Source organism: Candidatus Chryseopegocella kryptomonas, from assembly GCF_001536065.1.
GTDB classification, from domain to species: Bacteria; Bacteroidota; Ignavibacteria; order Kryptoniales; family Kryptoniaceae; genus Kryptonium; species Kryptonium kryptomonas.
The window spans coordinates 1-23,228 of the sequence record NZ_CZVW01000023.1 but is presented as its reverse complement, the minus strand read 5'-3'; the positions used below and the strand labels follow the sequence as shown (position 1 = coordinate 23,228).

Genomic DNA, 23,228 nt, shown 5'->3' with positions numbered 1-23,228 from the left:
CACCCCCTAACCCCCTCTCTATGTGATAGAGAGGGGGAATTAAAGGGGGTGAGTAGAACAACTCACCCCCGTCCTTTCGGACACCCCTCTCTACGAAGTAGAGAGGGGGAAAGGGGGGGTGAGTAAAAAAATTAACTTACCAACTTTCTATTCCGTAGAGATGGGGAAAGGGGGTGAGTAAGAGAACTCACCCCCGCTCTAACGAGCACCCCCTCTCTATTTCATAGAGAGGGGGGAGGGGGGTGAGTAAAAAAATTAACTTATCAACTCTCTATTTCATAGAGAGGTCCGAAGGACTCCTTCGGAGGGGAAAGGGGGTGAGTAAGAGAACTCACCCCCGTCCTTACGGACACCCCCTCTCTACGAAGTAGAGAGGGGGGAGGGGGGTGAGTTGAAATTACTTGAATCTCTTTATGATTTCATCATAAATTATCGCTGGGATTTTGTCTCTGTTTCCAATTGTTAGTTTAATAATTTCAACATCGTTGCGTGATTTAATCAAGTTTGTAATCGCATCGCCTTTTTCCTTTATCGTCCCAACGACTGTTTTCGGAGAATCAAGCGCACTTAAAACTTTATCCACGAAATTTTTTGAAAAGCATTCCATCTTCCCGATCTCATCTATGATGATTATATCAGAGTTTAAATCTATTGACGGAACTGCGATTTCTTCTATGTCTTTCAAATTCACACTATATTTTCCAACTTTTATATCTGTTCTCAAATTAACATCCGCAAGTATCCCGATTTTCCCATCAAGAGTTATAATTTTAAAACCCGTTCTTTCACCCCGATCGTTTCTAATTTCTTCGGTTATAAAGCCAGAAACTTTGAATTTATCTTTTACAAGTTCAATGAATTTTTTAATCGCAGTTGTTTTTCCCATACCAGGTGGCGATGTGATAAGCAGATTTTTCTTCACTTACATCGTTGTTCTATTTTCAATTGCTCTCACAATTGTTGCGGTATCTGCATATTCAAGTGCCGTTCCGATTGGGAGTCCTCTGGCAATGCGTGTGACTTTCACTCCAAATGGCTTTATCAAATTGGCAATGTAAATTGAAGTTGTCTCACCTTCAACGCTTGGATTTAATGCAATGATAACCTCATTCACACCACCTGCTGAAATTCTTTGCACGAGTTCTTTTATCTTCAAATCATCAGGTCCAATTCCTTCAAGCGGGTTCATCACTCCACCAAGAACATGATAAACTCCGTTATATTCATTTGTCTTTTCAATTGCAAGAACATCCATTGGCTCTTCAACGACGCAAATTGTTCCTTTGTCTCTTTTCGGGCTTGAACAAATCGGACACGGATCTGACTCGGTTATGTTAAAACAAATTGAGCAATATCTTATTTTTTCTTTCACATCAATTATCGCCCGAACAAGTTTATCAATTTCTTCTTTCGGCTGTTTTAAGATATGCAATGCGAGTCGTTGCGCTGTTTTTCTCCCAATGCCAGGGAATTTTGTCAATTCATCAATTAAAATTTCCAAACTTTCAGAAGTGTAAAGCATAGTTTCTCATAAAGTTTAATTTCACGCTTTAAATCCGGGGAAGTTAAATGGGAATCCTGGAATTCCTGTTATCAATCCAGATGTTGCCTTGGCGATTTCTTCACTTATCATTTTGTCCGCACTTTGAAGTGCTTTGTTTACAGCAGCAACAAGCAAATCTTCAAGCATCTCTATATCATCTGGATTTACGACTTCTTTATCAATTTCAATTTTGACGACTTCTTTTTTGCCGTTTATGGTCACCTTCACCATTCCACCGCCTGCTTCTTCCGTCACTGTCTTGTTTTCAAGCTCCGCCTGAATTCGCTCAAGCTCTTCCTGAACTTTCTCAATTTGTTTGAACAGGGCTTTTAAATCTGGTTTCATTGGAATTTGATTTTTATTTTTTATATAAATTAAACAGGAAAACGCTTTAAAACAAAAATTGCCTTGATTTGACGATTTGAAATTTGCAACTTAAAAATTAGTTCATTAGATTGACTTTGAAACAAAAAATCTGACTGGCAGATGCAACAATATAAAAGACAAACACTTGAAGAAAACAACAGAGCAATAGATATAATCGCAGATTATTGGTTAAATTCTGAACCAGTGTTTTTTGAAAATCTTCGTGGAAGTGTCGTCCTTCTTTTGTTTTTTAACTATGCGAGTGCGGAATGGATAGAACTTTACAAATATGTCAGAGAATGGGAAAGAAGATATAAAGATAAAGGTCTGTTCATCCTTGGTGTCCATGTCCCGAAATTTCCCTTTGAGACGAAAATTGAAAATGTTGAAAGTGAGATCAAACATCTCAAAATAACATTTCCCGTTGCGATAGACAACGACTGGAGAAATCTTAAAAGATATGCTTCGCTTATCGCAAAAAACTTTACATTTGATGTCCCTTGTATATTTCTTGTAAATCGTGATGGTTTGATCTCTTACTCTTACTTTGGAGTTGGAAGATTATGGGAGATTGAATTTTATATTCAATCACTTTTGATAAAGGCAGGATATTACGGTGATTTTCCTTTGCCGATTGGTTCAAGATACGAGATTGATGAATTCGCTTTTTACAAAGTTACGCCAGAAATTTTGACCTGTTATTCTGGTGGTGCGCTTGGAAATGCGGAAGGATTTGCCCCAGAATCTGTCCTAAAATATGAAGACCCGAAAATTTATGTCAATGGGAAATTTTATCTTGATGGAGAATGGTATAACGGAAAGTATTATTTCAAACATAATCCAATTTCACAATCATTTGGAACGGTGATTTTACCTTACGCTGGGGTAAATGTCGGTGTTGTGGCGGAATCTTTGAATGGTGAAAATTTAAAAGTTATCGTTATTCAAGATGAAGAATTCTTGAACGAGTATAATTGTGGTGATGATGTTAAGTTTGAAGATGGCGAAAGTTTTATTGTTGTTGATAGACCGAGATTTTATAATGTTGTCAAAAATCCCGATTTCGGTGAGCATATATTAAAACTCATCGTTGATTCGCCAAACTTTGCAATTTATAAGTTTTCAATTTCTGCGCATAGATTTAAACGGGAATTAATAACAGAATTTTGATCGTTCGTATGGAGAAAAAAATAAAAAAGACAGAGGTAGTTAATTTTTTAACCGAGTTCTCAAGACACAATCAATTTAAACCGATGGTTGTTGAGAAAGTAATCGCTCGGAAGAAGGAAAGAGTTGCAGAAGATGTTTATTTTCTTGGTTTTTATTGTAAAACCGAAGTTGGAAGTGGCGATAAAATTTTTCTTTTTAAGGCGACAAAAAATTATCAGTTCATCGGTGAAATAGTTTTTGAACTTGATAACATTAAAGATGTTTCATATTTGAAAGATGTGGAAATTGAGCAGGTGGCAATTAAATCCGACAAAGTAAAATATGTTGTTAAGGTTTTTGGTCGTCCTAACAATGAGATGAGAAGAGAAACCGTTGCGAAAGTTGCGTATTTTGTCTGGGAAAGAAAGGGCGGAATCGGAAGTCAGGAACTTGAAAACTGGGCTGAAGCAGAGAGAATCGTTCAAGATTGGGTTAGAATTTTTGAAGATGGTTTTATCAAAGTTTAAAAAAATTTGGGTTCTGCGATGTTTAATTTAGTTTTGATCGTTTTGTTAAGTTACCTTGTGGGTTCAATACCAACAAGCATTATAGTTGGAAAACTTGTCAAAGGGATTGACATAAGAAATTACGGAAGTGGAAATCCTGGCGGGACGAATGTGATTCGTGTTGTTGGGCTTGGATGGGGAATTTTTGTGATCTTGTTTGATGCTTTTAAAGGTTATTTTGCAACGGCATTTATTGCGAAATGGTTTTATAATCAATTTCTTGCTTCAATGTTAAACTTAACAACGGTTCAAATCATCGCGGGGTGTTTCGCTGTTGTTGGGCATATGTGGACTGTTTTTGCGGGATTCAAAGGTGGTAAAGGAGTTAGCACTTCTGCGGGGATGCTTCTTGGTATCGCACCTCTTGATCTGTTAATTGCATTTTTGATTTTTGCTTTGATAGTTTCAATCACAAGATATGTCTCGCTTGGCTCAATTGTATCTGCGATTTTATTTCCGTTTATAATTATTTTCAGCGAAAATTTCTTGAAAATACAACATCGTGATTTTAAAACTCTTTTGATCTTCGGAAGCATAATTGCGTTTTTAATCGTTTATCGGCATAGAAGCAACATCAAGCGTTTGATCGCTGGTAATGAAAATAAGTTGAGCTTCGGTAAAAAATGAGGATAAGCATAATAGGTTCAGGTAGCTGGGGGACGACGCTTGCAATTTTGCTTTATGATAACCGACATAGTGTTAAGTTATGGTTTAGAAGGAAGGAACATCTTGAGGAAGTTAAAACAACGGGGGAAAACCATATTTATCTCCCCGGTGTGAAAATTCCAAGTGAAATTTTTTTAACATCTGATTTAGAAGAAGCACTTGACGATGTAGAAATTATTGTCCTTGCCGTTCCAACCCAACATTTGAGAGCAATAATTTCAAGGGACGAATTTAAAAGTGTTAAGGATAAAATTTTTGTCAATGTTGCAAAGGGAATTGAAAATAAAACATTGATGAGAGTTTCAGAAATTCTTAAAGATTTGCTTGGTGTGTATGAAAATTATTGCGTTCTTTCTGGACCAAGCCACGCTGAGGAAGTAAGTAGAAAAATGCCAACAGCTGTTGTTGTATCATCTTTTAATAAGAGTGTAGCGAGCTTGACTCAAAATGTTTTTATGAATAACTATTTCAGAGTTTACACAAGTGATGATGTTGTAGGAGTTGAACTTGGTGGAGCATTGAAAAATATAATTGCAATTGCCACGGGAATTGCAGATGGGATTGGTTTTGGCGATAATACAAGAGCTGCTATTATGACTCGTGGAATTGCTGAGATTGTGAGATTGGGTGTTGCTATGGGAGCAAGGATTGAAACTTTCGCAGGGCTTTCGGGTATAGGTGATTTGATCGTAACCTGCACAAGTAAATATAGCAGAAATAGATTTGTCGGTGAGCAAATTGGAAAGGGGAAGAAACTTGAGGAGATTTTAAAAAATATGGTTATGGTTGCTGAAGGAATTTGGACGACAATTTCAGCTGTTGAACTTGCGAAAAAATTTGAAGTTGAAATGCCAATTACAAATGCTGTTTACGATGTTCTTTTTAACGGAAAGAACCCAATTCAAGCAACATCAGAATTGATGGGCAGAACCCCCAAACCCGAGGTTTGGGGGCTAAATTTTACCATCCGCTGAAAATTCCACCATCAACATAATCCCACAAAACAAAACCAACATAACGATATTTAAACGGCGAACCACCATAAATTGGAAATTCTCTTCCAATGGAAATTGCAAGATGACCTCGCCTTGTCAGAGCAATGTAAATTTTGGGGACAATTGAAATTGTGTGCTCTTCTGCGCCAAGTGTTTTAGTTCCGACAAGTTCAATCCCCGGGAATATTCCACGTCTTCCCTCCGGAAGAATAAATGTTGTTGAAAGAGCATAGATTAATTCTGGATTACCTTTGCTTTTATTAACAGGTGCTTCAATCTTAACACTTCCTTGCAATTCAATTTTTTCACCCAAACCTTTTGCGCCAGCAAGATATGGCACTAAAACAACAGTCCCTTTGCCAAATCCCTTCGCTTCGCTTCCAGTCGGAAGTGAAAATTCAAAACCAGCTGTTAAAATTGACAAATTTTTGTAATTATCATAAAACGCATATTTTAAGCCAAGTTCAAGATCACCTATTCCAGTTGTATTTTGAACACATGATTTTAAATTTTGAACGGGGAGTTTCACCTCGTATTGAAATCTGTTTGAGAATCTGTTTGCGTAGTATAAAACTACTTTCGTGTCATTCACATTATGCCCGTTTTCAACTCTGTATGTGTAAGTCGGAATTAAAAGAAATTCTTGTTCAACATATGCTTTTGTCACATAGTGCGCTCGTATGAAATTTAATTCTCCTTGTGGATACCTCTTTTGATCAACGAAAGATTTAATATGTTCAATGACATCATAAATTTGTTCATCGCTAAAAACATCACCAAACGCTGGCATCGTTTGTGAAAGTCCCCTAACCCGTCCACCATATTTTATCACCGCATACCAATCTTTTCTTGCTTCTCTTGTATTGAAATACGGGTCTGTGAAATCTGGTGGTGGGACATCCCAGCTTTGTTTTATTTCCTCGGGTATATTTCCAGTCCCATCAATTCCGTGGCATTTGGCACAAAATGTCTCATAAATTTGCTTTCCGTTCATAGTTTTTATGGTTTCAAAATCAATAACCTGCTCGGTTGTGTCCTGCTGTGCGAAAATTAAGCCAAAGTTTAAAAAAATTAGCAAAAGAAATTTTCTCTTCATTTTTTTCACTCTTTATTTTTTAATAAAGTATTCCGACGCCGTGTTTATAAACTAATTCTCCACCCTTTAACCCAGTTTGAATTAAAAAATACAAGCCAATCAATGAGATTAAAAACGCAATTAAATTTGTCTTGGTGTTAAGTTTCCCAGTTTTTGCAAGTATAACTTTGACAATTAAAACGATTAAAAAAGTTATCCCAGTTAACTTTGCAAATGTTTCGTGTGATTCTATCAATTCCTCAAGCTGTGACACTTTCTCAAAATTTTCAGCTGATGCCTCGCCAGATATAATCGTCGGGACGACAAATAACAGACCGAGAAAAAGCGTCAAGAGAGAGGAATTTTTTATCCATTCTTTTTTGAATATCATCCAGAGTATTTCAAGAAGAATGAAAGTTGTGAAGAGTGCAATCGGAAAATGAACCAGCATTGGATGAACTGGCATAGCGTTTACCTTTTTTATTTTAAATTTGCAAAATTCAAGATTATAAAGCCATTAAAATTTGATTAGAGTTCGTTAATATAATCGGGCGAAACTTGAATATAATTTCTTTCGGACTTAATTTTGTATCAGTGAAAACAAAAATTTTTTAAAGTCGTGAAGATACTTCTGATTGAAGATGAAAAAGATTTGACTAAAACATTGAAGAAGGGATTAAAAGAAGCTGGTTTTAATGTTGATGTCGCTTATGATGGCGAATCAGGGGTTTCGCTTGCTACCTCTGGAAATTACGATTGCATAATTCTTGATTTTAAACTTCCGAAAATGAATGGTCTTGATGTGTGCAGGGAAATAAGGCGAAACAAGATAACAACACCTATATTGATGCTAACGGTTGTTGATTCAGTTGATATGAAGGTTAAATGTCTTGATGCTGGGGCTGATGATTACCTTACAAAACCATTTTCATTTTCCGAACTTCTTGCCCGAATTCGTGCTCTCACACGCAGAGCCAAAAGTGTGCCAACACAAATTCAAGTTGCAGACCTAACTATTAACCCATTGAGCAGAACCGTAATAAGAGGCGGGAGAAAAATTTATCTTTCTCCGAAAGAATTTGACCTTCTTTATTATCTCGCTTCAAATCAAGGCAAAGTTCTCACAAGAACCGAAATTGGGGAAAATGTCTGGGGAATTAATTTTGACACTGGGACAAATTACATTGATGTTTATATAAACTATTTGAGGCGGAAAATTGATAAAGATTTCAGTAAAAAATTGATCCATACTGTTCGTGGAGTTGGGTATGTTTTCAAAGTTGAATGAGAAAATAATGATGAAAATGAAATCCTTAAAATTTCAACTTATCTTCTGGTATTCGCTTATCTTTCTCATTGCTTTTATATTTGCTGAATTTGGAATTTACACCTACATTGACCGATCTCTTCATAAAGAACTTGACATAATTTTAGAGAAAGAGGCGGAAGAACTTGTAGGGAAAATTAAACTTGTTGAAGGTAAAATAACCTTCATTGATTCAACAGAGTTTTATGAAGCGGAACATTTTTATTTGAATGAAGCATCTGTGTTTTTCAGGGTCTTTGATGATAAATTAACACTTGTTGAGGTCTCGCATAATCTTAAAAAATCTGGCTTGTTGATCCCTGAACCAGAGAGAGACAAGTTTGGCAACGCAAATGAAGTTGAAATTGCTGGCAAAAGGTTGAGAATTTTTTATCATCCGATTTATTTTAACGGCAAATTTGCTGGGCTTGTTGAAACATCAAAATTTGAGGGGACAGTTCAAACTGCAATGGGGCTTTTGAGGACATCGCTTGCCCTTGCTATCTTGCTTGCCTTTTTTGTGGCATACTACGGCGGAAATTTGATAATTTCAAAATTGATAACACCACTTGAACAAATAATTTCAAAAGCAGATAAAATAACAGCAGAAAATTTAACTGAAAGAATTGAGATAACTCAAAAAAATCCACCAGAAGAAATTATCAAACTTGTTTCAACTCTCAATCGTCTTCTTGATAGATTGGAAAAATCATTTAAACAAATCTCACAATTTACTTCTGATGTCGCACATGAACTTTTAACTCCGCTCACAGTTATAAAAGATGAAATTGAGATAACACTTATGAAAAAGCGAAGGGCAAATGAATATGTTCGGACATTAAACTTACTTCAAAAGCAGACGGATAGATCAATTGCGATAATAAAATCAATGCTTTACCTTGCAAAAGCCGAAGCAGGGATCGTCAGAGCAAATGTTGAGAAAGTTAATGTTTCAGAATTAATCCGTGAATTGATTTTGACATTTAATTTTAAAGCGAAGCAAAAAGATGTCAAGATAAATTTTTACTGCGATAGCGACTTAATCATAAACACGGATGAAAAAATTCTTTTTGAAGCGTTGAAAAATATAATTGACAACGCTGTTGAATACACAAACGCTGGCGGGAAAGTTACAATAACCTGTGAAAAACAAAATGAATGGGCTAAAATTTCTGTTTCAGATACTGGAATAGGGATAAGTGAAGATGAATTGCCGTATATTTTTGATAGATTTTATCGTGGGAAAAATGCGTTTGAATTAAATCCATCTGGCACAGGTTTGGGACTTTCGCTTACGAAATCAATGATTGAAATAGTTTCAGGCAGAATTGAAGTAAAGAGCCAGATCGGGAAAGGAAGCGAATTTGTAATCTACATACCGAATTTGTCTGATTGAAATTTATTTCACCATTTCAGGAATTTTTTCTTTTGAAAGTTCTGTCCTTAACTTGAAGAAGTATTTAAATGTTAAAAAGACAACCCCAAAAGCAAGGAATAGGAGAAGTAAATCGGTTATAGTAAGTGTCAAGTTTTTTGACTCAATGTATCTTTTCAACAGAATTGAAAGTGAGGTAATCGTTGTTAGGATCATAAAACCAGCGGGGATAGCAGCAAAGTATGCCTTTATTGATTTTTGGGCAAACCATGCAGTGACTGCAACGAGCGTAAGTGCTGCTAAAAGTTGATTTGCCGAGCCAAAAATTGGCCAGATTTTTTGATAACCATTTGTGAATGCAAGTAAAGCAGTAAGTGATATTCCGAGAATTGAATTAAAGATTCTTGATTCTAAAATTCGTGGCTTTTTTACAAATAAAACATTCCAGAGTTCTTCAAAGAAATATCTCATCAATCTAAAAAGTGTATCAATTGTCGTGATCAAAAATCCCTCAAGCATTAAAATTCCGAATATAGTTCCATATGAAATGGGGATACCAAGTCCGTTGTTAAGTGTTTTACCAACGCTCACTGCAAAAGCAAGTGGGGCATTTCCCTGTTTTATATGACCATTTTGCATTGGCCAGACAAGTTCTTTGTAATGCTCAAAATCAACCGCACCCAGAATCACAAAAACAACACAAAGCCCCAAAAATGATTCAAGAAGCATTGCTCCATAACCAATCAAATGGGCGTATTTTTCATTTGAAAGCTGTTTTGATGTTGTCCCCGTTGCTATCAAAGAATGAGCGCCTGATACAGCTCCGCAGGCAATTGTCACAAACAGAAATGGCCAGACTAACCCCAATGCTTCCATTGATTCGGAATTTATGTTAAATGATGGAGCTTGAATTTTCACACCTGCAAAACCACTTCCAATTATACCCAGAAACATACCGATAAGCCCAAGATATAGAAGATGAACATTCACAAAATCACGTGGTTGTAGAATTATCCAAACAGGAATCCAAGAAGCAACAAAGGAGTAAATCAAAATAGCAACCATCCAGAATTTAGGTTCAAGCGTAACGGGGAATTCAAATCCGATTATAACGGAGACGAGAGCAATTGAAAGTGCTAAAACACTTGCAATGAAGGTTTTGATATGCTTTTTGTAAAGCAGATAACCGATGAGCGGAGCAAATGCTGTGATGACTATAACCGATGTTGACGCAATTCCCCCAATTTTTCCGTAAATTTCTCCATTTATCACCGTCGTTTTTAAAAGAGTTTGATCAGGAGAAAGTCCAAGCTTTGAAATTGGATAATATGAGGTAAGGGCTATTGCTGTAAGTTGAAGGAAAGCAGCGTTTACAAGCATTATCAAGAGAATTGCGAATGAGAGAAAGAAGGCAAAACCTGTATTTCCGAGCGTTTTTCTTGCTATATGTGCAATTGAACGACCATTTTCTCTCACGCTTACAAAAAGAGCTGAAAAGTCATGCACTGCACCGATAAATATCACACCGAGAAGAAGCCACAGCCACGCTGGGACAAATCCATAAATTAAAGCCAGCGTTGGTCCTACAATTGGACCTGCTGCTGCAATTGAAGCATAATGATGACCAAGTAAAACTATTGGCTTGGTTGGGACATAATCAACGCCGTCATTTATTCTGACAGCAGGGGTTGGAATTTCGGGATTTACGCCAGATTTTTTCGCCACATATCGTCCCCATGTGAAAAATCCAATAATCAGGATAGTTATGGAAATTAACATAGCAATTGCTATGTTCATATTTCCTCCTTGAATTTTGTTTTATTGAAAAGCGTTCTCAATGTGATTTATCTGCACATTTCTACCTTGCAATATAATTGAGACAACATCAAATCTGCATTCTGAAAACTTAACATCGTTAAACTGTAAAAATGCGCCTGCAATCTTTTTAAGTTGTTTCCGCTTTTTAATCGTAACAGAATCTTCAGGGAGTCCGAATTTATCCGAAAACCTTGTCTTAACTTCAACAAATACGAGTATGTCCCCATCCATAGCAATTATATCAATTTCACCGTGACCAAATCTGTAATTTCGCCTCAAAATTTTATAACCTTTTTCAGACAAAAACTTAACAGCGATTTCTTCTCCTATTTTTCCTTTATCTTTCATCTTGAAAAAGTTTTTCCTGAATTGCTGGGTTCAAAATTTTTTGAATAGGTCGGTATGATTTGCGATGAATCTTTGTAATTCCAAATTTTTCAATCTCTTGCAGGTGCTCTCGGGTAGGATAACCTTTGTGCTTTAAAAAGTTATATTGTGGGAATTCCTTCGCATATTGCTCCATTATTTTATCTCTTGTCACCTTTGCAATTATTGAAGCAGATGCAATTGATATTGACTTTCTATCGCCTTTGATTATGTTTTTGTATAAAACTTTTTTGCCGTCAAAGTTTAAGCCAGTGAAATTAACATCAAATAAATTTCCATCAATTAAAACCACATCTGGAATTGTCTCAAGGTTTTGTAAAGCCCGTATCATAGCAAGTTTTGTTGCATTTCTGATGTTGTATTTATCAATCTCCTCGTTTGATGCTTCGCCTATTCCGACATCAATTGCAATTTTTAAAATTACATCGCAAAGTTCTTCTCTTAACTTTGGTGTTAATTTCTTTGAATCGTAAATTAGCGGATTGAAATAATCCTTCGGAAGTATAACTGCACATGCGACAACTGGACCTGCAAGAGGTCCGCAACCTGCTTCATCAACCCCCGCAATAAGCGAATAACCCTGTGAATAAAACTCACTTTCTATTTTCTTCATCTCTTCTTCGCTTGTTTGTATCATTTTAAACTGCCAAAGTAAATTGCAAAGAGACCAACTAACATTTCAAATTTAAGCAGATTGCTCAACTTGTTCAAGTTTAATTTACTCGTATCTTTCAAAAGTGAAACTATAACATAAATCAATCCAATGTCAACCAAAAAAATTAAAATCAGGAAAATATGGTTGTAAAGTTTAATGAGATATGGGACAAATGTCAAGAATAGCAAAAGCAAAAGAACGACAACCGACACAGCAACGGATGCTTTGATCCCAGCAACTATTGGGAAAGTTTTTATCCCGACTTTCAAATCTCCTTCAATGTCTTCAATGTCTTTTATGATTTCACGAGGGAAATTTATCAAGAATGCGAATAAAAAGGGGAAAATTGTGTCTTTAAAATTATTTACAACGCTTCCAGCGAAAATAAAAGCGAGCCCTGTCATAAATGCAACTGTAAAGTTTCCAAAAAGGGGAGTTCGTTTGAGTTTGAAACTGTAAAGAAAAATTATCATCGTTGAGATAAGAGCAATTCCACGAGCAAGTTTGTTTAAAAACAAAGTTAGAGCAAGTCCAGAGATCGTGGTCAAAAAATAAATTAAGAGAGAAGATTTTCTCGTTATCAATCCGGACGGAATTGGACGCTCGGGTTTGTTTATTCTGTCAATTTCAACATCAAAAAAATCATTTATTATATTTCCACCAGCATCAATTAAAGCGCCAGCTATCCCAGCTATAAGTGCAAGTTTTAAAATGTTGGAATTTCCATCTCCAAAAATCAAAACGCCAGCAAAAATTGTCAACCCAGTTATCAAAACATTTGACGGTCGCATAATTTTGGCAACCGCATACAACTTTTTAAAACTCACTTTCAATCCCGATATGTATTTTACCTGTTTTGAAATTATCTCCTTTTCCAAGAGCGTATGTTAAGTTCAATCTTCCGATCCTCGCCCAGATGATAAATCCCAATCCATAGCCAGCCCTTATTGCTGAAAATGAATTCACAATTCTCGGCGGAATTATAGGGTGATATATATAACCGACATCGGCAAATCCGAAAATTGCAAGGTCTTCGCTAAATTTAAATCTACTTTCAAAATTTGCCCACAATGCACGTGTTGCAAGAAATTCTTTTTCTCTGTAACCGCGCAAAGTCCTTGTCCCGCCGAATCTAAATGCGTCGCTTTCATCAATTCCATCGCCTGCAACAATTATTGCGTTAAATTTTGAGACAAACACACTGTTTAAAATTTTCTCAAAATGATGATAAAAATCAAGTGAAAATTGAAATTTTGTTACCTGTATGTTTGTTTTCATCTGCTCGGTTATCAATTTTGCTGGTCCGGTAATTTTCTTGTTTCCAATTTCGTATGAACTTGAAAAATAAACTCCAGATTTCGGAAATGTAATCTCATCTCTTGAATCGTATAGAATTCCAGCGCCAATGTTTAGTGTTTTACTTTCAAAAATTTGATAATTGATAACCTCTGTTGCGGTCGGGATAATTGAAGTTTGAGATAGATGAAAAATGATTTTAAAAATTTCAGAAACTTTTTCAGAGCCAGTTAATTCTATTTCAAGATTTATTTTTGGTCTTCTCAAAACATAAATTGAATCCTGTTTTCTTTGATAGAATGAAAGTTCAGCACCAGCAGGGAAATTAAAAATGTAAGGTTCAAAATATCGCAGTTCAAACTCTTGCGTTTCTTTTGTTTCGGAATGCCATCTGACATCAAACCTTCGTCCAGTTCCAAAAAGATTTTTCAAATTTATGTTGATATACCCAGTCAAATATCCACGAGAAGAATTGACTTCTGGAACATAGCCAATTATTCCATCAAACGAGTTCATCCTTCCTTCTTTTACTTTTATCAAAATTCCACTTGTCGTATCATTGAAAAAAATTTGTGGCTCATCAACAAACTCAAATAAACCGATTTTAATCAACCTTTTTCTTATTTGCTTGAACTTTTCATCTCTGTAAATTTCTCCACGCTTTATCCGAATCTCACGCAAAATCAAATTCTCTTTCGTTGTGTTGTTTCCCTGAATTTCAATTCTGTCAATCTTTATAAGTTTCCCCTCGCTTATGTTAAGCGTAAAATTTACGAAATCATCATTTGCAAATTCTAAATTCTCAATTTCAACCTTTGCGAGTGGATACCCTATGTTTGCGTATCTGTCAAGTAGTTTATTTATTCTTTCGCTCAAAATTTTTGGGGAGAAAAATTCCCCAGATTTTAAATTGATGATTGATTTTATTTCATCGTCTGATAAAATTTCATTTCCACGGATTTCAACCGAACCAATTCTTATCCTTTTCCCTTCTGTGATGAAAATTTTTAATTTTCTATCTTCAATTTTGATTGAATCAATCCTTGCGAAATAAAATCCGTTTTCAATATAAAGATTTAAAATTTGCTCTTTTATTTTTTCAATTTGCTCGTTTGTGTTCGCACTTTCAGATTTTATTAACTCTGCAATTGTTGAGTTTATTTCTGATACAGTTATATTTTTGTTGCCGTAAATTTCAATTTTTTTAAAATTTGTTTGAGCAAAAATTTGTGTTAAAAACACAAGCCAGAACAAAGCAAAAATTTTAAATTGTATTTTGCGGGTCAACATCAATTATCAATTTAACCCCCTTTGAGTTTAACCTTGTTTCAAATTTTTCCTTCAATTGCCAGATCATCTGTGCTACTTGTTTACCGCTTCTGTCAATTTGCTTCGGAATTTTCATTATTATATGGTATCTGTAATTTCGCTTGATTTTTGGAATTGCTGCTGGCGCTGGACCCAAAATTTGAATTGGATTGTGAATTTTTGATTTCAATTCCTTCGCAAATTCATTTGATGCTAAATCAACATCTTTCTCGTTTTCCCCTTTGAACTCAATCAAAATTAATCTTGTAAATGGGGGATAATTTAAGTCCTGTCTTATCTTTAATTCTCGCTCGTAAAATTCAAGTGTTTTATGATTTACGATGTAATCAAAAATGTAATGCTCGGGTTGAAATGTTTGGATTATAACTTCGCCTTCCTTTTCACTTCTTCCAGAACGCCCCGCAACCTGTGTGAGAAGTTGAAAAGTTCTTTCACTTGATCTAAAATCTGGGATTAACATCGGGATGTCAGCCGAGATTACGCCAACAAGCGTAACCCTTGAAAAATCAAGACCTTTTGCAACCATTTGAGTCCCGAGCAAAATATCTGCTTCTCCATTTGCAAATTTTTGCATTATTTTGTCGTATGATTTTTTCCCTGCGGTTGTATCAAGGTCCATTCTTATAACTTTTGCATCGGGAAAAATGTGGGATATTTCATCTTCAACTTTTTGTGTGCCAACTCCTTTTAATTTAAGTTTTATCCCGCCACATCTTCTGCAAGAATCGGGGACATTTTTAACAAATCCACAGTAATGACATCTCAAATGATTTTGCGCCATATGGAAAATCAAAGTCACGCTACAATTATCGCATATCTCAACATAACCACAATCTTGACACTCAATGTATGTTGAATATCCACGTCTGTTCTGAAAAATTATTATGCCTTCTTTTCTGTCAATCCGCTCCTTAATTTTTTGATTCAAAAGTTTTGATATGGATGTCTTATTGTTTTCTTTTCTTTCCTTTATCATATCAACGATTTCAATTTTTGGCATTTTTGCTTTATCAACTCTTTCAGGCAAAACGAGAAGATGATATTTTCCTGTTTTTGCGTTGTAATAGGATTCAAGCGATGGTGTTGCAGAGCCGAGAATTACAACTGCATTGTTTAAATTTGCCCTCATTATTGCTACATCACGAGCGTTGTATCTTGGTGGAGTGTCAAATTGTTTATATGAACTTTCCTGTTCCTCATCAACAACGATTAAACCAATTTTTTCAAGCGGGGCAAAAACTGCCGACCTCGGACCTATGACAATTTTGTAAATTCCATCCTTTATCATTCTCCACGAATCGTATCTCTCACCTACGGACATTTTGCTGTGAATAACTCCGACGATTTCGCCAAAATTCTTTTTAAAACGATTCACAATTTGAGGCGTAAGAGAAATCTCTGGAACGAGGACAATGGCGGTTTTTCCGAGGTTAATGACTTCTTTTATTGCTTCAATATAAACTTGTGTTTTTCCGCTTCCTGTTACTCCGTAAAGAAGGAATGTTTTAAATTTTCCGCTTTCAATTGATTTTTTTATCTCTGCGAGTGCTTTTTTCTGATGTTCGTTGAGTTCAATTTTTTTATCAGGTTCTTCAAATTCATATTCAAATTTTCTAACGACTTCTTTTTGAAAAATTTCAACAAGACCTTTTTCGGAAAGTTTTTTTATTGTTTGTGCACTGCTTTCGGTTGTTTTGAGGACATCGGATAATGGAAGTTCGGTTTCTCCTTTTTTAAACTTGTTGATTAAATAGACAAGCACCTCCGCTTGTTTTGGAGATGATTTTTCAAGTTGTGAAATCTCAAATGTTAACTTCTTTAAATCTTCTGCGTGTGATTTTGAAATCCTGATGTATTTTTCAAATTTTGCTTTTGCTCTTTGTTCTGGAAGATATTTTTCCACCTCAACAAATCCAAGCGATTCAAGCGAGTTGATGATGGAGTAGATGTTTTTAAATTTAAATTTGCTTTTGAGCATTCTTATTGAAACCTCGGAATTTCCAGTCAGCAGAAATTTCAAAATTTGTGCTCTTTTAGGAGAGGATTTTTCAATTCTTGATAATGTTTCTTCATCTGGTTTTCGGATAAGTTTTACAATTCTTTTGCTTTCAACGACAGTTCCAGATGGCAAAGCGGTTTTTAAAACTTCACCCCAACTTGCAAGATAGTAATCAGCAATCCATTTTGTAAGTTTTAACATTTCATCAGATATAATTGGCTTTGGGTCAAGGACATCTTTTATCTCTTTTAATTTGTGCCATCCGCTTTGATTTGTCAAGTCAACGATTATTCCTGTCAATTCCTGTTTTCCAAAAGGAACTATAACTCTTTTCCCAATTTGGACATCGTCTTTTAATTCATCGGGGACGATGTAAGTGAAAAGTTTATTTACTGGCACAGGAAGTGCGACATTGACATAGAGATTTTTCATAAACCCACTTTCAAATTTTTATTTTACTGATTCACGAGCGATTCAAGAATTTTGTAAACTTGAATAAGTGGCAAATTTTTTTCTTCTGCGATTCTTTTGCATTCTTCAAACTCTGGGACAAGTCGTTGAGTGTTGTTTAATTGAACGAGTTTAAATTTGACTTTGCCGAATGGAGTGTCAATTTCTTTTTGCTCTCTTTTTAGTTTTTTTCTTCTGACTTCAAAAATTTTTACGCCAAGCGTTGTTGTTTGAGAGAAAATTATATTTAAAATTTCATCAAGTTTTGATTCGGGAGCAAGCGTTGATAAGATAATTCCTGGACGACCTTTTTTCATAATTACAGGCACAAGGTAAGCATCGTTTGCTCCCGAGGAGAGAAGTTTTTCAATTACATAAGGGTAAATTTCAGGATTCATATTGTCAATGTTTGTTTCAATAAGAAGGAGTTTCTCTACATCATATTTTTGTGGTATTTCGCCGATTATAATTCTCAAAAGGTTTGGTTGTTGCGGGATTTCAAAATCACCTGCGCCGTAGCCAATTGATTGAATTTTTATTGTTTCCTTTTCAAGCCCATATTCAGCAAGTGTTGCTATTATTGCTCCACCTGTTGGGGTTGTGAGTTCAAAGGGTATATCAGTTAAGATCGTTGGAAAATTTCTTAACATTTCAATTGTTGCTGGTGAAGGAATTGGAATTTTGCCGTGTTGTGAGTTAACAAATGTCCCTGAGCCAAGCGGGATTTTTGAAGCATAAATTTTTTCAATTTCAAACTTTTCAATGCAAATTGCACAACCAACTATATCAATTATTGAATCAATCGCACCAACTTCGTGAAAATGGATTTTGTCTATCGTTGTGTTATGTATTTTCGCTTCCGCCTGAGCAAGTGTGGTGAAAATTTTCTTTGATGTCTCCTTGACAAATTCTGAAAGTTTACTTGTGTCAATTATCTCAAAAATTTCTGAAAGATTTCTGTGCTCGTGTTCTTGATTTTTTACAATGACATCAAATTTTGTCGCAGTTATACCGTTTCTTGTGATTTTTCTCGTTTTAAGTTCATAGTTTGTTAAGTTCAATTTTTGAATCTCGTTTTTAAACTCCTCAAAATCAAGTCCAGCGTCAATGAAAGCGCCTATCGTCATATCTCCACTTATCCCTGAGAAAGCATCAAAGTAAGCAATTTTCATTTTCAATCGGCGAGGTTAATTTTTTGGTAAAATTTAAATAGTTGGATTGAGATAAGCAAGAGTGAATTTAGGTATGTAGATTTTAAGGTTGGAAATAAAAAGGACAGGCAAAAATGCCTGTCCTGAAAAATTTTATTTGAAACTTTTTACGCTTGGGCTTGTTGCGTGGTGGGGAAATTGTTTACAAATTGAGCAAGTTTTGATTTGTAGCTTGAAGCTCTGTTTTTGTGAATGATTCCTTTTACGACCAGTTTATCAAGAATGGAATAAACTTTTTTAAGAGCTGCTTCCGCTTCTTCCTTTGTCGTTGCGTTTTTGACTTTTTTGATAAAAGTTTTCATCATTGATTTGTAATGCCTGTTGCGTTTGCGTCTTCTTTCGGACTTGCGCAATCTCCTTTCAGCTGATTTAAGATTCGGCATTTGCTGATTTATTTTTGTTTGATATTCAGTTAAATTTTAGTTGCGGGGGCGGGATTTGAACCCGCGACCTTCGGGTTATGAGCCCGACGAGCTACCAGCTGCTCCACCCCGCGGTGTTTTTGCGGATATAAATATAATAAATCAAAAGCAAAATTTCAAATTTACACAATGCGAAACCATCATTAAAAAATTTGCAATTGTTGCAGAGATTTTTTCAAGATTTGAAAATTTGAGCAATTTTTTTTAGTTTATGGTTGAATGATTTTGAATTTAAAATTTGAGATAGCAATGAACCTCACCGATGAAGAAAAAGTTGAGCTTCTTAGAATAGCCCGCAATTCCATAACAAATGCTGTAAACGGGAAAGAACTTCCTGAGGTTGAACCATTAACAGAAAATTTGCGAACTCCTTGTGGAGCTTTCGTCACAATCACAATTAATGACACATTGAGAGGATGCATCGGCTATGTTGAAGCTGTTAAGTCGCTTGCTGAAACAGTCAACGAGGTAGCAGCTAAATCAGCTCTTGAAGATCCAAGATTCCCGCCAGTTGAACCTTATGAACTTGATAAAATTGAAATTGAAATATCTGTTCTTTCGCCGTTGAAACTTGTTAAGTCGGTTGATGAAATCAAAGTAGGTGAGCACGGGATAATGATAAGGAAGGGATGGAGAAGAGGGCTTTTGCTTCCGCAAGTTGCGGTTGAACATAACTTAACAAAAGAGGAATTTCTTGAACATACTTGTTTGAAAGCTGGATTGCACCCAGATTGCTGGAAAGATAAAGATGTTGAAATTTATGTCTTCACCGCAATTGTATTTAAAGAAAGCGATTTCAAACAAAAAATAGAGGAAGGATTATGATAAAAGAGAAAATCAGACAACCAGCAGTTGCTGGACTTTTTTACCCAGATGTCCCATCAATTTTAAACGCTGATATTGAAAGGATGTTTGAGAATGCAAAAGATATAATAGGTGATAAAAAAATTAACGGAGAAATAAAAGCCATAATCGCACCTCACGCAGGTTATATGTATTCAGGTCAAACAGCAGCCGTTGCTTATTCTTTAATTCGTGGTAAAGATTATGACACTGTTGTTGTTGTCTCACCAAGCCATCGTGAATATTTTGACGCTATTTCAATCTACGATGGCAAAGCGTATAAAACACCACTTGGAGAAATTGAAATTGACATTGAACTTGCAGAAAAAATTTACGAAAAAGGCAAAGGTTTAATTGAGATTTCATCTTACGGTCATAAGCTTGAACACGCAGTTGAAGTTCATCTTCCTTTCTTGCAGAAAGCGTTGAATCATTTTAAACTTGTTCCAATTGTTATGGGAGATCAAAAAGCGGATTATTGTTTTCGGCTTGGAGATATTTTAGGGGATGTCTTAGCAGGGAGAAATGCCCTTCTTGTTGCAAGCACAGATTTATCGCATTATTATACCTATGATGTCGCTGTTAAACTTGACAAAATCGTAATTGACGATGTTGCAAATTTTGATGAAGTGAAATTGATGGATGACCTTGAACAGCAAAGATGTGAAGCATGTGGTGGGGGTCCAACTGTTGCAGTTATGCACGCTGCGAAAAAACTTGGCGCAGATAAATCAGAGGTTCTTTACTATTGCAATTCAGGCGATGTCACAGGAGATAAAACAGGAGTTGTAGGTTATCTTTCGGCTGTCCTATTTAAGCAGGTCGGATAAAGTTGGCGTTTAAAATTTTCAACATAGCCATCGTTGGGGCTGGAAGAGTTGGGACTTTGTTTGCAAAATTTTTAAGCGAAATCATCGGTCATAAAATTGTTGCGGTTATCAGCAGAAGTGATGAATCAATAAAAAGATTTGTGCAAAAATTTAAAGTTAACACTGCATCAAAGTCAATCACTGACCTTCCATCTGATGTTGAAGTAATTTTCATAACCACCCCCGATTCAGCAATTAAGGACATTGCTTGGGAGATTTCACAAATTGAAAATTTGAATTTTAAAAATCTTGTTGTTTATCATGCATCTGGGGTTTTGACAAGTGATGTTTTGTCGGAAGTTCAATCTCGTGGGGCTGAGGTTGGTTCTATACATCCTGTTTATTCCGTCTCTCACTTTGATTATTCTGTTGATGAAATAAGGAAAATTAAATTCACGCTTGAGGGAAGCCCGAAGATTTATGATATTACGAAGTGGATTTTTTATAACTTTGACGAGAACATAATTTCAATTGATAAATCGCAAAAAATTCTTTATCACATTGCTTGTGTATTCGCTTCAAATTACCTTGTTTCACTATTGAACACAGTTGATGAAATTTTCAAGAGGGCAAATTTAAATTTTGATCATAAATTTTTGCATCCTTTGATTGAGATTTCGCTTAAAAATGCAAGCGAACTTGGTTCTGTTAATGCTTTGACAGGTCCAATTGAACGAGGCGATCTTGAAACGATAAAACTTCACCTTGAAGAACTCCAAAATAAATTCCCCGAAATTTTACCTGTTTATTCATCGCTTGCAATTGAAACAATCCGCATTGCCTTTAAAAAGAAAAGCATATCTATGAATCTTGCATCTCAAATGCTTGATCTTGTTAGTTCTTACATTGGAAAAAAATAAATTAAAGAATAAATTGAGGTTGCATTATGGTTGATTATCACACCCATACAAAATTGTGCAAGCATGCAAAAGGTGAAATTGAAGATTATGTGAAAAAGGCAATTGAAAAAAATTTAACAGAAATTGGTATCTCGGACCATATGCCACTTCCATATAAATTTGACCCTGAACATAGGATGGAATTGAATGAATTTAAAATTTACAAAGATTGGTTTGAATCAGCGGTTGAGAAATTTGGTGGGAAAATAAAGTTGAGGTTTGGAATAGAAGCAGAATTTATTGAGGATGAAATTGACTTTGTAAAGGATTTCATCAAGCGTGGGGATTTTGATTATGTGATCGGTTCAGTCCATTTTTTGAATGACTGGGTTGAAAATCTTGGAGAACCCTACGGAACCGATTATATTTTGGAGTACTGGAACATCGCAAGTCATAAAGAGGAATGGAGATGGAATGGGAAAGATGTTGATGTTGTGTATGAAAATTATTACCACACTATGAAAGAACTTGTTAAGTCGGGGCTTTTTGATATTGTTGGGCATTTTGACTTGATAAAAAAATTTGGACATCGTGCAAATAAAAATTTTGATGAGTTGATCAGTGAAATTTTGAAACTCATCAAAAAAAATGATTTATGCATTGAAATTAACACTTCTGGATTGAGGCAGAAAATCAACGAGATTTATCCATCGGAGAAAATTCTAAAAATGATTCACGATTATAAAATTCCGCTAACACTCGGCTCGGATGCTCATACTCCTGATGATGTCGGCAGAGATTTTGATATTGCTCTGGCTTTGATAGAAAGATACGGGGATGGTAAAATATCAATTTTTGAGAAAAGAAGGCGGAGCGAGATCAAAATTTCATATTGAAAGAATTTTTGCAATTTTCAAAAGGTATGGATCAAGCTCTTTTTTTCGTCCAAATGTTTCTTTAAGCGGTGTTAATTTGATTTCTCCTTTTACTTCTCCAACCATCACATTGAATTTTCCATTTATCAGAGCTTCAACAGCAGCAACACCGAGTTTGCTTGCGAGAATTCTATCTCTTGCGCTTGGTGCTCCGCCTCTTTGAATATGTCCGAGAACTACAACACGATAATCAAATCCATAAAGTTCTTTCACTTTTTTCGCAATTTTAAACGCTCCGCCTTCCTCATCTCCTTCTGCGACGATTATGATACTGCTTGTTTTATCTTTCCTAAATCCTTTCAAAACATTTCTTATCTCTTCATAATCTGTTTGTTCCTCTGGGATTGCGATATATTCAGCACCTCCACCAATTCCAGCTTCAACCGCTATGAATCCAGATGTCCGACCCATAACTTCAACATAAAACAATCGGTCGTGAGCGTCTGCTGTATCTCTTATTTTGTCAATTGATTCAAGCGCTGTGTTAACAGCTGTGTCATAACCAATTGTGTAATCCGTGCCATAAAGATCGTTGTCAATCGTGGCTGGAATTCCAACAGATGGAATTCCGTGTTCTTCATATAAAGCAACCGCACCACGAAATGTCCCATCTCCACCGATGGCAACTAATGCTTCGAGTGTATCATTTCTTATTTTAAAATTGCTCTGCCCTAAAACAAATTGAGCAAACAAAAGAAAAATGAAAAGAAAATTTCTCATCTCTTGCCTAGTTTATTTTTGCTTGAGAAAAATTAATTAAAACTCAATAAACTTCAAAAATTCATCATCGCCCAAACCTTGCTTATTTTATTTTGTTTTTAACACTTGCTTGGTTAAATTTAGATTTGATTTTTAAAACAAAATCCAAAGCAAAAGGAAATGAAAAGAATTGGTGTATTCACAAGCGGTGGAGATGCGCCCGGAATGAATGCCTGTATAAGAGCAGTCGTAAGAGCCGGAATTTACTACGGTCTTGAAGTCATAGGCATAGGTCACGGCTATCAAGGAATGATAAACGGAGAATTTATACCTTTACAAGCACGTTCTGTTTCAAACATACTTCAACGTGGTGGGACAATTCTCAAAACCGCAAGGTCAGAAGAATTTATGACGAAAGAAGGAAGAGCAAAAGCT

General features: G+C 35.6%; 25 protein-coding genes and 1 tRNA gene. 11 read left to right on the top strand and 15 right to left on the bottom strand.

Annotation, left to right across the window (positions count from 1 at the left end; genetic code table 11):
- Positions 1-397: 397 nt before the first annotated feature.
- The 3 genes from AWW83_RS08540 to AWW83_RS08530 are packed head-to-tail and all read right to left on the bottom strand — an operon-like array spanning position 398 to position 1,888.
- A complete protein-coding gene (locus tag AWW83_RS08540) occupies positions 398-922 on the bottom strand; it encodes an NTPase (RefSeq protein WP_234697286.1) in 525 nt (174 codons plus the stop codon).
- A complete protein-coding gene (gene recR / locus AWW83_RS08535; RefSeq protein WP_092350866.1) occupies positions 923-1,522 on the bottom strand; it encodes a recombination mediator RecR in 600 nt (199 codons plus the stop codon).
- Between the two features lie 21 nt (positions 1,523-1,543).
- On the bottom strand, positions 1,544-1,888 hold the full coding sequence (locus tag AWW83_RS08530; RefSeq protein WP_092350864.1) for a YbaB/EbfC family nucleoid-associated protein: 345 nt from the start codon (positions 1,886-1,888) through the stop codon (positions 1,544-1,546).
- A gap of 141 nt (positions 1,889-2,029) precedes the next feature.
- Between AWW83_RS08530 and AWW83_RS08525 the strand changes: the two genes are divergently transcribed.
- Genes AWW83_RS08525 through AWW83_RS08510 form a run of 4 tightly spaced genes read left to right on the top strand, consistent with a single transcriptional unit; the run spans position 2,030 to position 5,264 of the window.
- Positions 2,030-3,079, top strand: coding sequence for a thioredoxin domain-containing protein (locus AWW83_RS08525; protein WP_092350862.1), 1,050 nt, complete (start codon positions 2,030-2,032; stop codon positions 3,077-3,079).
- 8 nt (positions 3,080-3,087) lie between these two features.
- Complete coding sequence (locus AWW83_RS08520; RefSeq protein WP_092350860.1) at positions 3,088-3,585, top strand: DUF2934 domain-containing protein; 498 nt, start codon at positions 3,088-3,090, stop codon at positions 3,583-3,585.
- An 18-nt stretch (positions 3,586-3,603) separates the two neighbouring features.
- The gene (gene plsY / locus AWW83_RS08515; protein WP_092350858.1) at positions 3,604-4,251 is read left to right on the top strand and encodes a glycerol-3-phosphate 1-O-acyltransferase PlsY; all 648 of its coding nucleotides are present in this window, start codon (positions 3,604-3,606) and stop codon (positions 4,249-4,251) included.
- Positions 4,248-5,264 (top strand): NAD(P)H-dependent glycerol-3-phosphate dehydrogenase, encoded by a 1,017-nt coding sequence (locus AWW83_RS08510; protein WP_092350856.1) that lies wholly within the window; start codon positions 4,248-4,250, stop codon positions 5,262-5,264. The genes plsY and AWW83_RS08510 overlap by 4 nt, the downstream gene beginning before the upstream one ends.
- Here AWW83_RS08510 and AWW83_RS08505 read toward each other — a convergent pair.
- Both AWW83_RS08505 and AWW83_RS08500 read right to left on the bottom strand, forming a co-directional pair.
- The gene (locus AWW83_RS08505; protein ID WP_092350854.1) at positions 5,251-6,381 is read right to left on the bottom strand and encodes a c-type cytochrome; all 1,131 of its coding nucleotides are present in this window, start codon (positions 6,379-6,381) and stop codon (positions 5,251-5,253) included. The genes AWW83_RS08510 and AWW83_RS08505 overlap by 14 nt on opposite strands.
- A gap of 19 nt (positions 6,382-6,400) precedes the next feature.
- A complete protein-coding gene (locus tag AWW83_RS08500; RefSeq protein ID WP_092350852.1) occupies positions 6,401-6,826 on the bottom strand; it encodes a DUF2231 domain-containing protein in 426 nt (141 codons plus the stop codon).
- Between the two features lie 153 nt (positions 6,827-6,979).
- On the opposite strand from AWW83_RS08500, the gene AWW83_RS08495 reads away from it, so the two are divergent.
- On the top strand, positions 6,980-7,648 hold the full coding sequence (locus AWW83_RS08495) for a response regulator (protein WP_092350850.1): 669 nt from the start codon (positions 6,980-6,982) through the stop codon (positions 7,646-7,648).
- A 10-nt stretch (positions 7,649-7,658) separates the two neighbouring features.
- The gene (locus tag AWW83_RS08490; protein ID WP_234697285.1) at positions 7,659-9,062 is read left to right on the top strand and encodes a sensor histidine kinase; all 1,404 of its coding nucleotides are present in this window, start codon (positions 7,659-7,661) and stop codon (positions 9,060-9,062) included.
- A 3-nt stretch (positions 9,063-9,065) separates the two neighbouring features.
- Here AWW83_RS08490 and AWW83_RS08485 read toward each other — a convergent pair whose 3' ends face one another.
- The 9 genes from AWW83_RS08485 to AWW83_RS08445 form a co-directional block, all read right to left on the bottom strand.
- The gene (locus tag AWW83_RS08485) at positions 9,066-10,838 is read right to left on the bottom strand and encodes a carbon starvation CstA family protein (protein WP_092350846.1); all 1,773 of its coding nucleotides are present in this window, start codon (positions 10,836-10,838) and stop codon (positions 9,066-9,068) included.
- Between the two features lie 21 nt (positions 10,839-10,859).
- Positions 10,860-11,207: a YraN family protein gene (locus tag AWW83_RS08480; RefSeq protein ID WP_092350844.1), complete on the bottom strand. Its 348-nt coding sequence runs from the start codon at positions 11,205-11,207 to the stop codon at positions 10,860-10,862.
- The gene (locus AWW83_RS08475) at positions 11,197-11,883 is read right to left on the bottom strand and encodes a ribonuclease HII (protein WP_234697284.1); all 687 of its coding nucleotides are present in this window, start codon (positions 11,881-11,883) and stop codon (positions 11,197-11,199) included. Before AWW83_RS08475 ends, AWW83_RS08480 begins: the two co-directional genes overlap by 11 nt.
- A complete protein-coding gene (locus AWW83_RS08470; RefSeq protein WP_159421156.1) occupies positions 11,880-12,728 on the bottom strand; it encodes a geranylgeranylglycerol-phosphate geranylgeranyltransferase in 849 nt (282 codons plus the stop codon). Before AWW83_RS08470 ends, AWW83_RS08475 begins: the two co-directional genes overlap by 4 nt.
- On the bottom strand, positions 12,718-14,487 hold the full coding sequence (locus tag AWW83_RS08465; protein WP_092350838.1) for a BamA/OMP85 family outer membrane protein: 1,770 nt from the start codon (positions 14,485-14,487) through the stop codon (positions 12,718-12,720). The genes AWW83_RS08470 and AWW83_RS08465 overlap by 11 nt, the downstream gene beginning before the upstream one ends.
- A complete protein-coding gene (priA, locus tag AWW83_RS08460) occupies positions 14,462-16,957 on the bottom strand; it encodes a primosomal protein N' (RefSeq protein ID WP_092350836.1) in 2,496 nt (831 codons plus the stop codon). Before priA ends, AWW83_RS08465 begins: the two co-directional genes overlap by 26 nt.
- Before the next feature lie 23 nt (positions 16,958-16,980).
- Positions 16,981-18,147, bottom strand: coding sequence for a nickel pincer cofactor biosynthesis protein LarC (larC, locus tag AWW83_RS08455; protein ID WP_092350834.1), 1,167 nt, complete (start codon positions 18,145-18,147; stop codon positions 16,981-16,983).
- Positions 18,148-18,293: 146 nt separating this feature from the next.
- Positions 18,294-18,569, bottom strand: a complete 276-nt coding sequence (gene rpsT, locus AWW83_RS08450; protein ID WP_092350832.1) for a 30S ribosomal protein S20 — start codon at positions 18,567-18,569, stop codon at positions 18,294-18,296.
- Positions 18,570-18,609: 40 nt separating this feature from the next.
- Positions 18,610-18,682: transfer RNA gene (locus tag AWW83_RS08445), tRNA-Met, on the bottom strand.
- A gap of 145 nt (positions 18,683-18,827) precedes the next feature.
- Here AWW83_RS08445 and amrA point away from each other — a divergent pair.
- From amrA to hisJ, 4 genes are read left to right on the top strand one after another with little or no spacing between them, the layout of a single operon-like run.
- A complete protein-coding gene (gene amrA, locus AWW83_RS08440; protein ID WP_234697283.1) occupies positions 18,828-19,433 on the top strand; it encodes an AmmeMemoRadiSam system protein A in 606 nt (201 codons plus the stop codon).
- Positions 19,430-20,281 carry an AmmeMemoRadiSam system protein B gene (gene amrB, locus AWW83_RS08435; RefSeq protein WP_092350830.1) on the top strand — a complete coding sequence of 284 codons (852 nt, stop codon included), beginning with the start codon at positions 19,430-19,432 and terminating at the stop codon, positions 20,279-20,281. The genes amrA and amrB overlap by 4 nt, the downstream gene beginning before the upstream one ends.
- 2 nt (positions 20,282-20,283) lie before the next feature.
- A complete protein-coding gene (locus AWW83_RS08430; protein ID WP_092350828.1) occupies positions 20,284-21,180 on the top strand; it encodes a Rossmann-like and DUF2520 domain-containing protein in 897 nt (298 codons plus the stop codon).
- A 26-nt stretch (positions 21,181-21,206) separates the two neighbouring features.
- On the top strand, positions 21,207-22,055 hold the full coding sequence (hisJ, locus tag AWW83_RS08425) for a histidinol-phosphatase HisJ (RefSeq protein WP_092350826.1): 849 nt from the start codon (positions 21,207-21,209) through the stop codon (positions 22,053-22,055).
- Here hisJ and AWW83_RS08420 read toward each other — a convergent pair.
- Positions 22,047-22,814 (bottom strand): ATP-dependent 6-phosphofructokinase, encoded by a 768-nt coding sequence (locus AWW83_RS08420; RefSeq protein WP_092350823.1) that lies wholly within the window; start codon positions 22,812-22,814, stop codon positions 22,047-22,049. The genes hisJ and AWW83_RS08420 overlap by 9 nt on opposite strands.
- Before the next feature lie 159 nt (positions 22,815-22,973).
- Here AWW83_RS08420 and AWW83_RS08415 point away from each other — a divergent pair.
- On the top strand, positions 22,974-23,228 hold a 255-nt coding region (locus AWW83_RS08415; protein ID WP_200754000.1), incomplete at its 3' end, for a 6-phosphofructokinase.

Bases quoted from the DNA above. Each gene is read 5' to 3' on its own strand.
- AWW83_RS08525 (WP_092350862.1), top strand. From the start codon at position 2,030: ATGCAACAATATAAAAGACAAACACTTGAAGAAAACAACAGAGCAATA.
- AWW83_RS08530 (WP_092350864.1), bottom strand. From the start codon at position 1,888: ATGAAACCAGATTTAAAAGCCCTGTTCAAACAAATTGAGAAAGTTCAG.
- rpsT (WP_092350832.1), bottom strand. From the start codon at position 18,569: ATGCCGAATCTTAAATCAGCTGAAAGGAGATTGCGCAAGTCCGAAAGA.
- AWW83_RS08485 (WP_092350846.1), bottom strand. From the start codon at position 10,838: ATGAACATAGCAATTGCTATGTTAATTTCCATAACTATCCTGATTATT.
- AWW83_RS08480 (WP_092350844.1), bottom strand. From the start codon at position 11,207: ATGAAAGATAAAGGAAAAATAGGAGAAGAAATCGCTGTTAAGTTTTTG.
- hisJ (WP_092350826.1), top strand. From the start codon at position 21,207: ATGGTTGATTATCACACCCATACAAAATTGTGCAAGCATGCAAAAGGT.
- priA (WP_092350836.1), bottom strand. From the start codon at position 16,957: ATGAAAAATCTCTATGTCAATGTCGCACTTCCTGTGCCAGTAAATAAA.
- AWW83_RS08505 (WP_092350854.1), bottom strand. From the start codon at position 6,381: ATGAAGAGAAAATTTCTTTTGCTAATTTTTTTAAACTTTGGCTTAATT.
- recR (WP_092350866.1), bottom strand. From the start codon at position 1,522: ATGCTTTACACTTCTGAAAGTTTGGAAATTTTAATTGATGAATTGACA.
- AWW83_RS08475 (WP_234697284.1), bottom strand. From the start codon at position 11,883: ATGATACAAACAAGCGAAGAAGAGATGAAGAAAATAGAAAGTGAGTTT.
- amrB (WP_092350830.1), top strand. From the start codon at position 19,430: ATGATAAAAGAGAAAATCAGACAACCAGCAGTTGCTGGACTTTTTTAC.
- AWW83_RS08490 (WP_234697285.1), top strand. From the start codon at position 7,659: ATGAAAATGAAATCCTTAAAATTTCAACTTATCTTCTGGTATTCGCTT.
- AWW83_RS08465 (WP_092350838.1), bottom strand. From the start codon at position 14,487: ATGTTGACCCGCAAAATACAATTTAAAATTTTTGCTTTGTTCTGGCTT.
- amrA (WP_234697283.1), top strand. From the start codon at position 18,828: ATGATTTTGAATTTAAAATTTGAGATAGCAATGAACCTCACCGATGAA.
- AWW83_RS08520 (WP_092350860.1), top strand. From the start codon at position 3,088: ATGGAGAAAAAAATAAAAAAGACAGAGGTAGTTAATTTTTTAACCGAG.
- plsY (WP_092350858.1), top strand. From the start codon at position 3,604: ATGTTTAATTTAGTTTTGATCGTTTTGTTAAGTTACCTTGTGGGTTCA.
- AWW83_RS08510 (WP_092350856.1), top strand. From the start codon at position 4,248: ATGAGGATAAGCATAATAGGTTCAGGTAGCTGGGGGACGACGCTTGCA.
- AWW83_RS08420 (WP_092350823.1), bottom strand. From the start codon at position 22,814: ATGAGAAATTTTCTTTTCATTTTTCTTTTGTTTGCTCAATTTGTTTTA.
- AWW83_RS08500 (WP_092350852.1), bottom strand. From the start codon at position 6,826: ATGCCAGTTCATCCAATGCTGGTTCATTTTCCGATTGCACTCTTCACA.
- larC (WP_092350834.1), bottom strand. From the start codon at position 18,147: ATGAAAATTGCTTACTTTGATGCTTTCTCAGGGATAAGTGGAGATATG.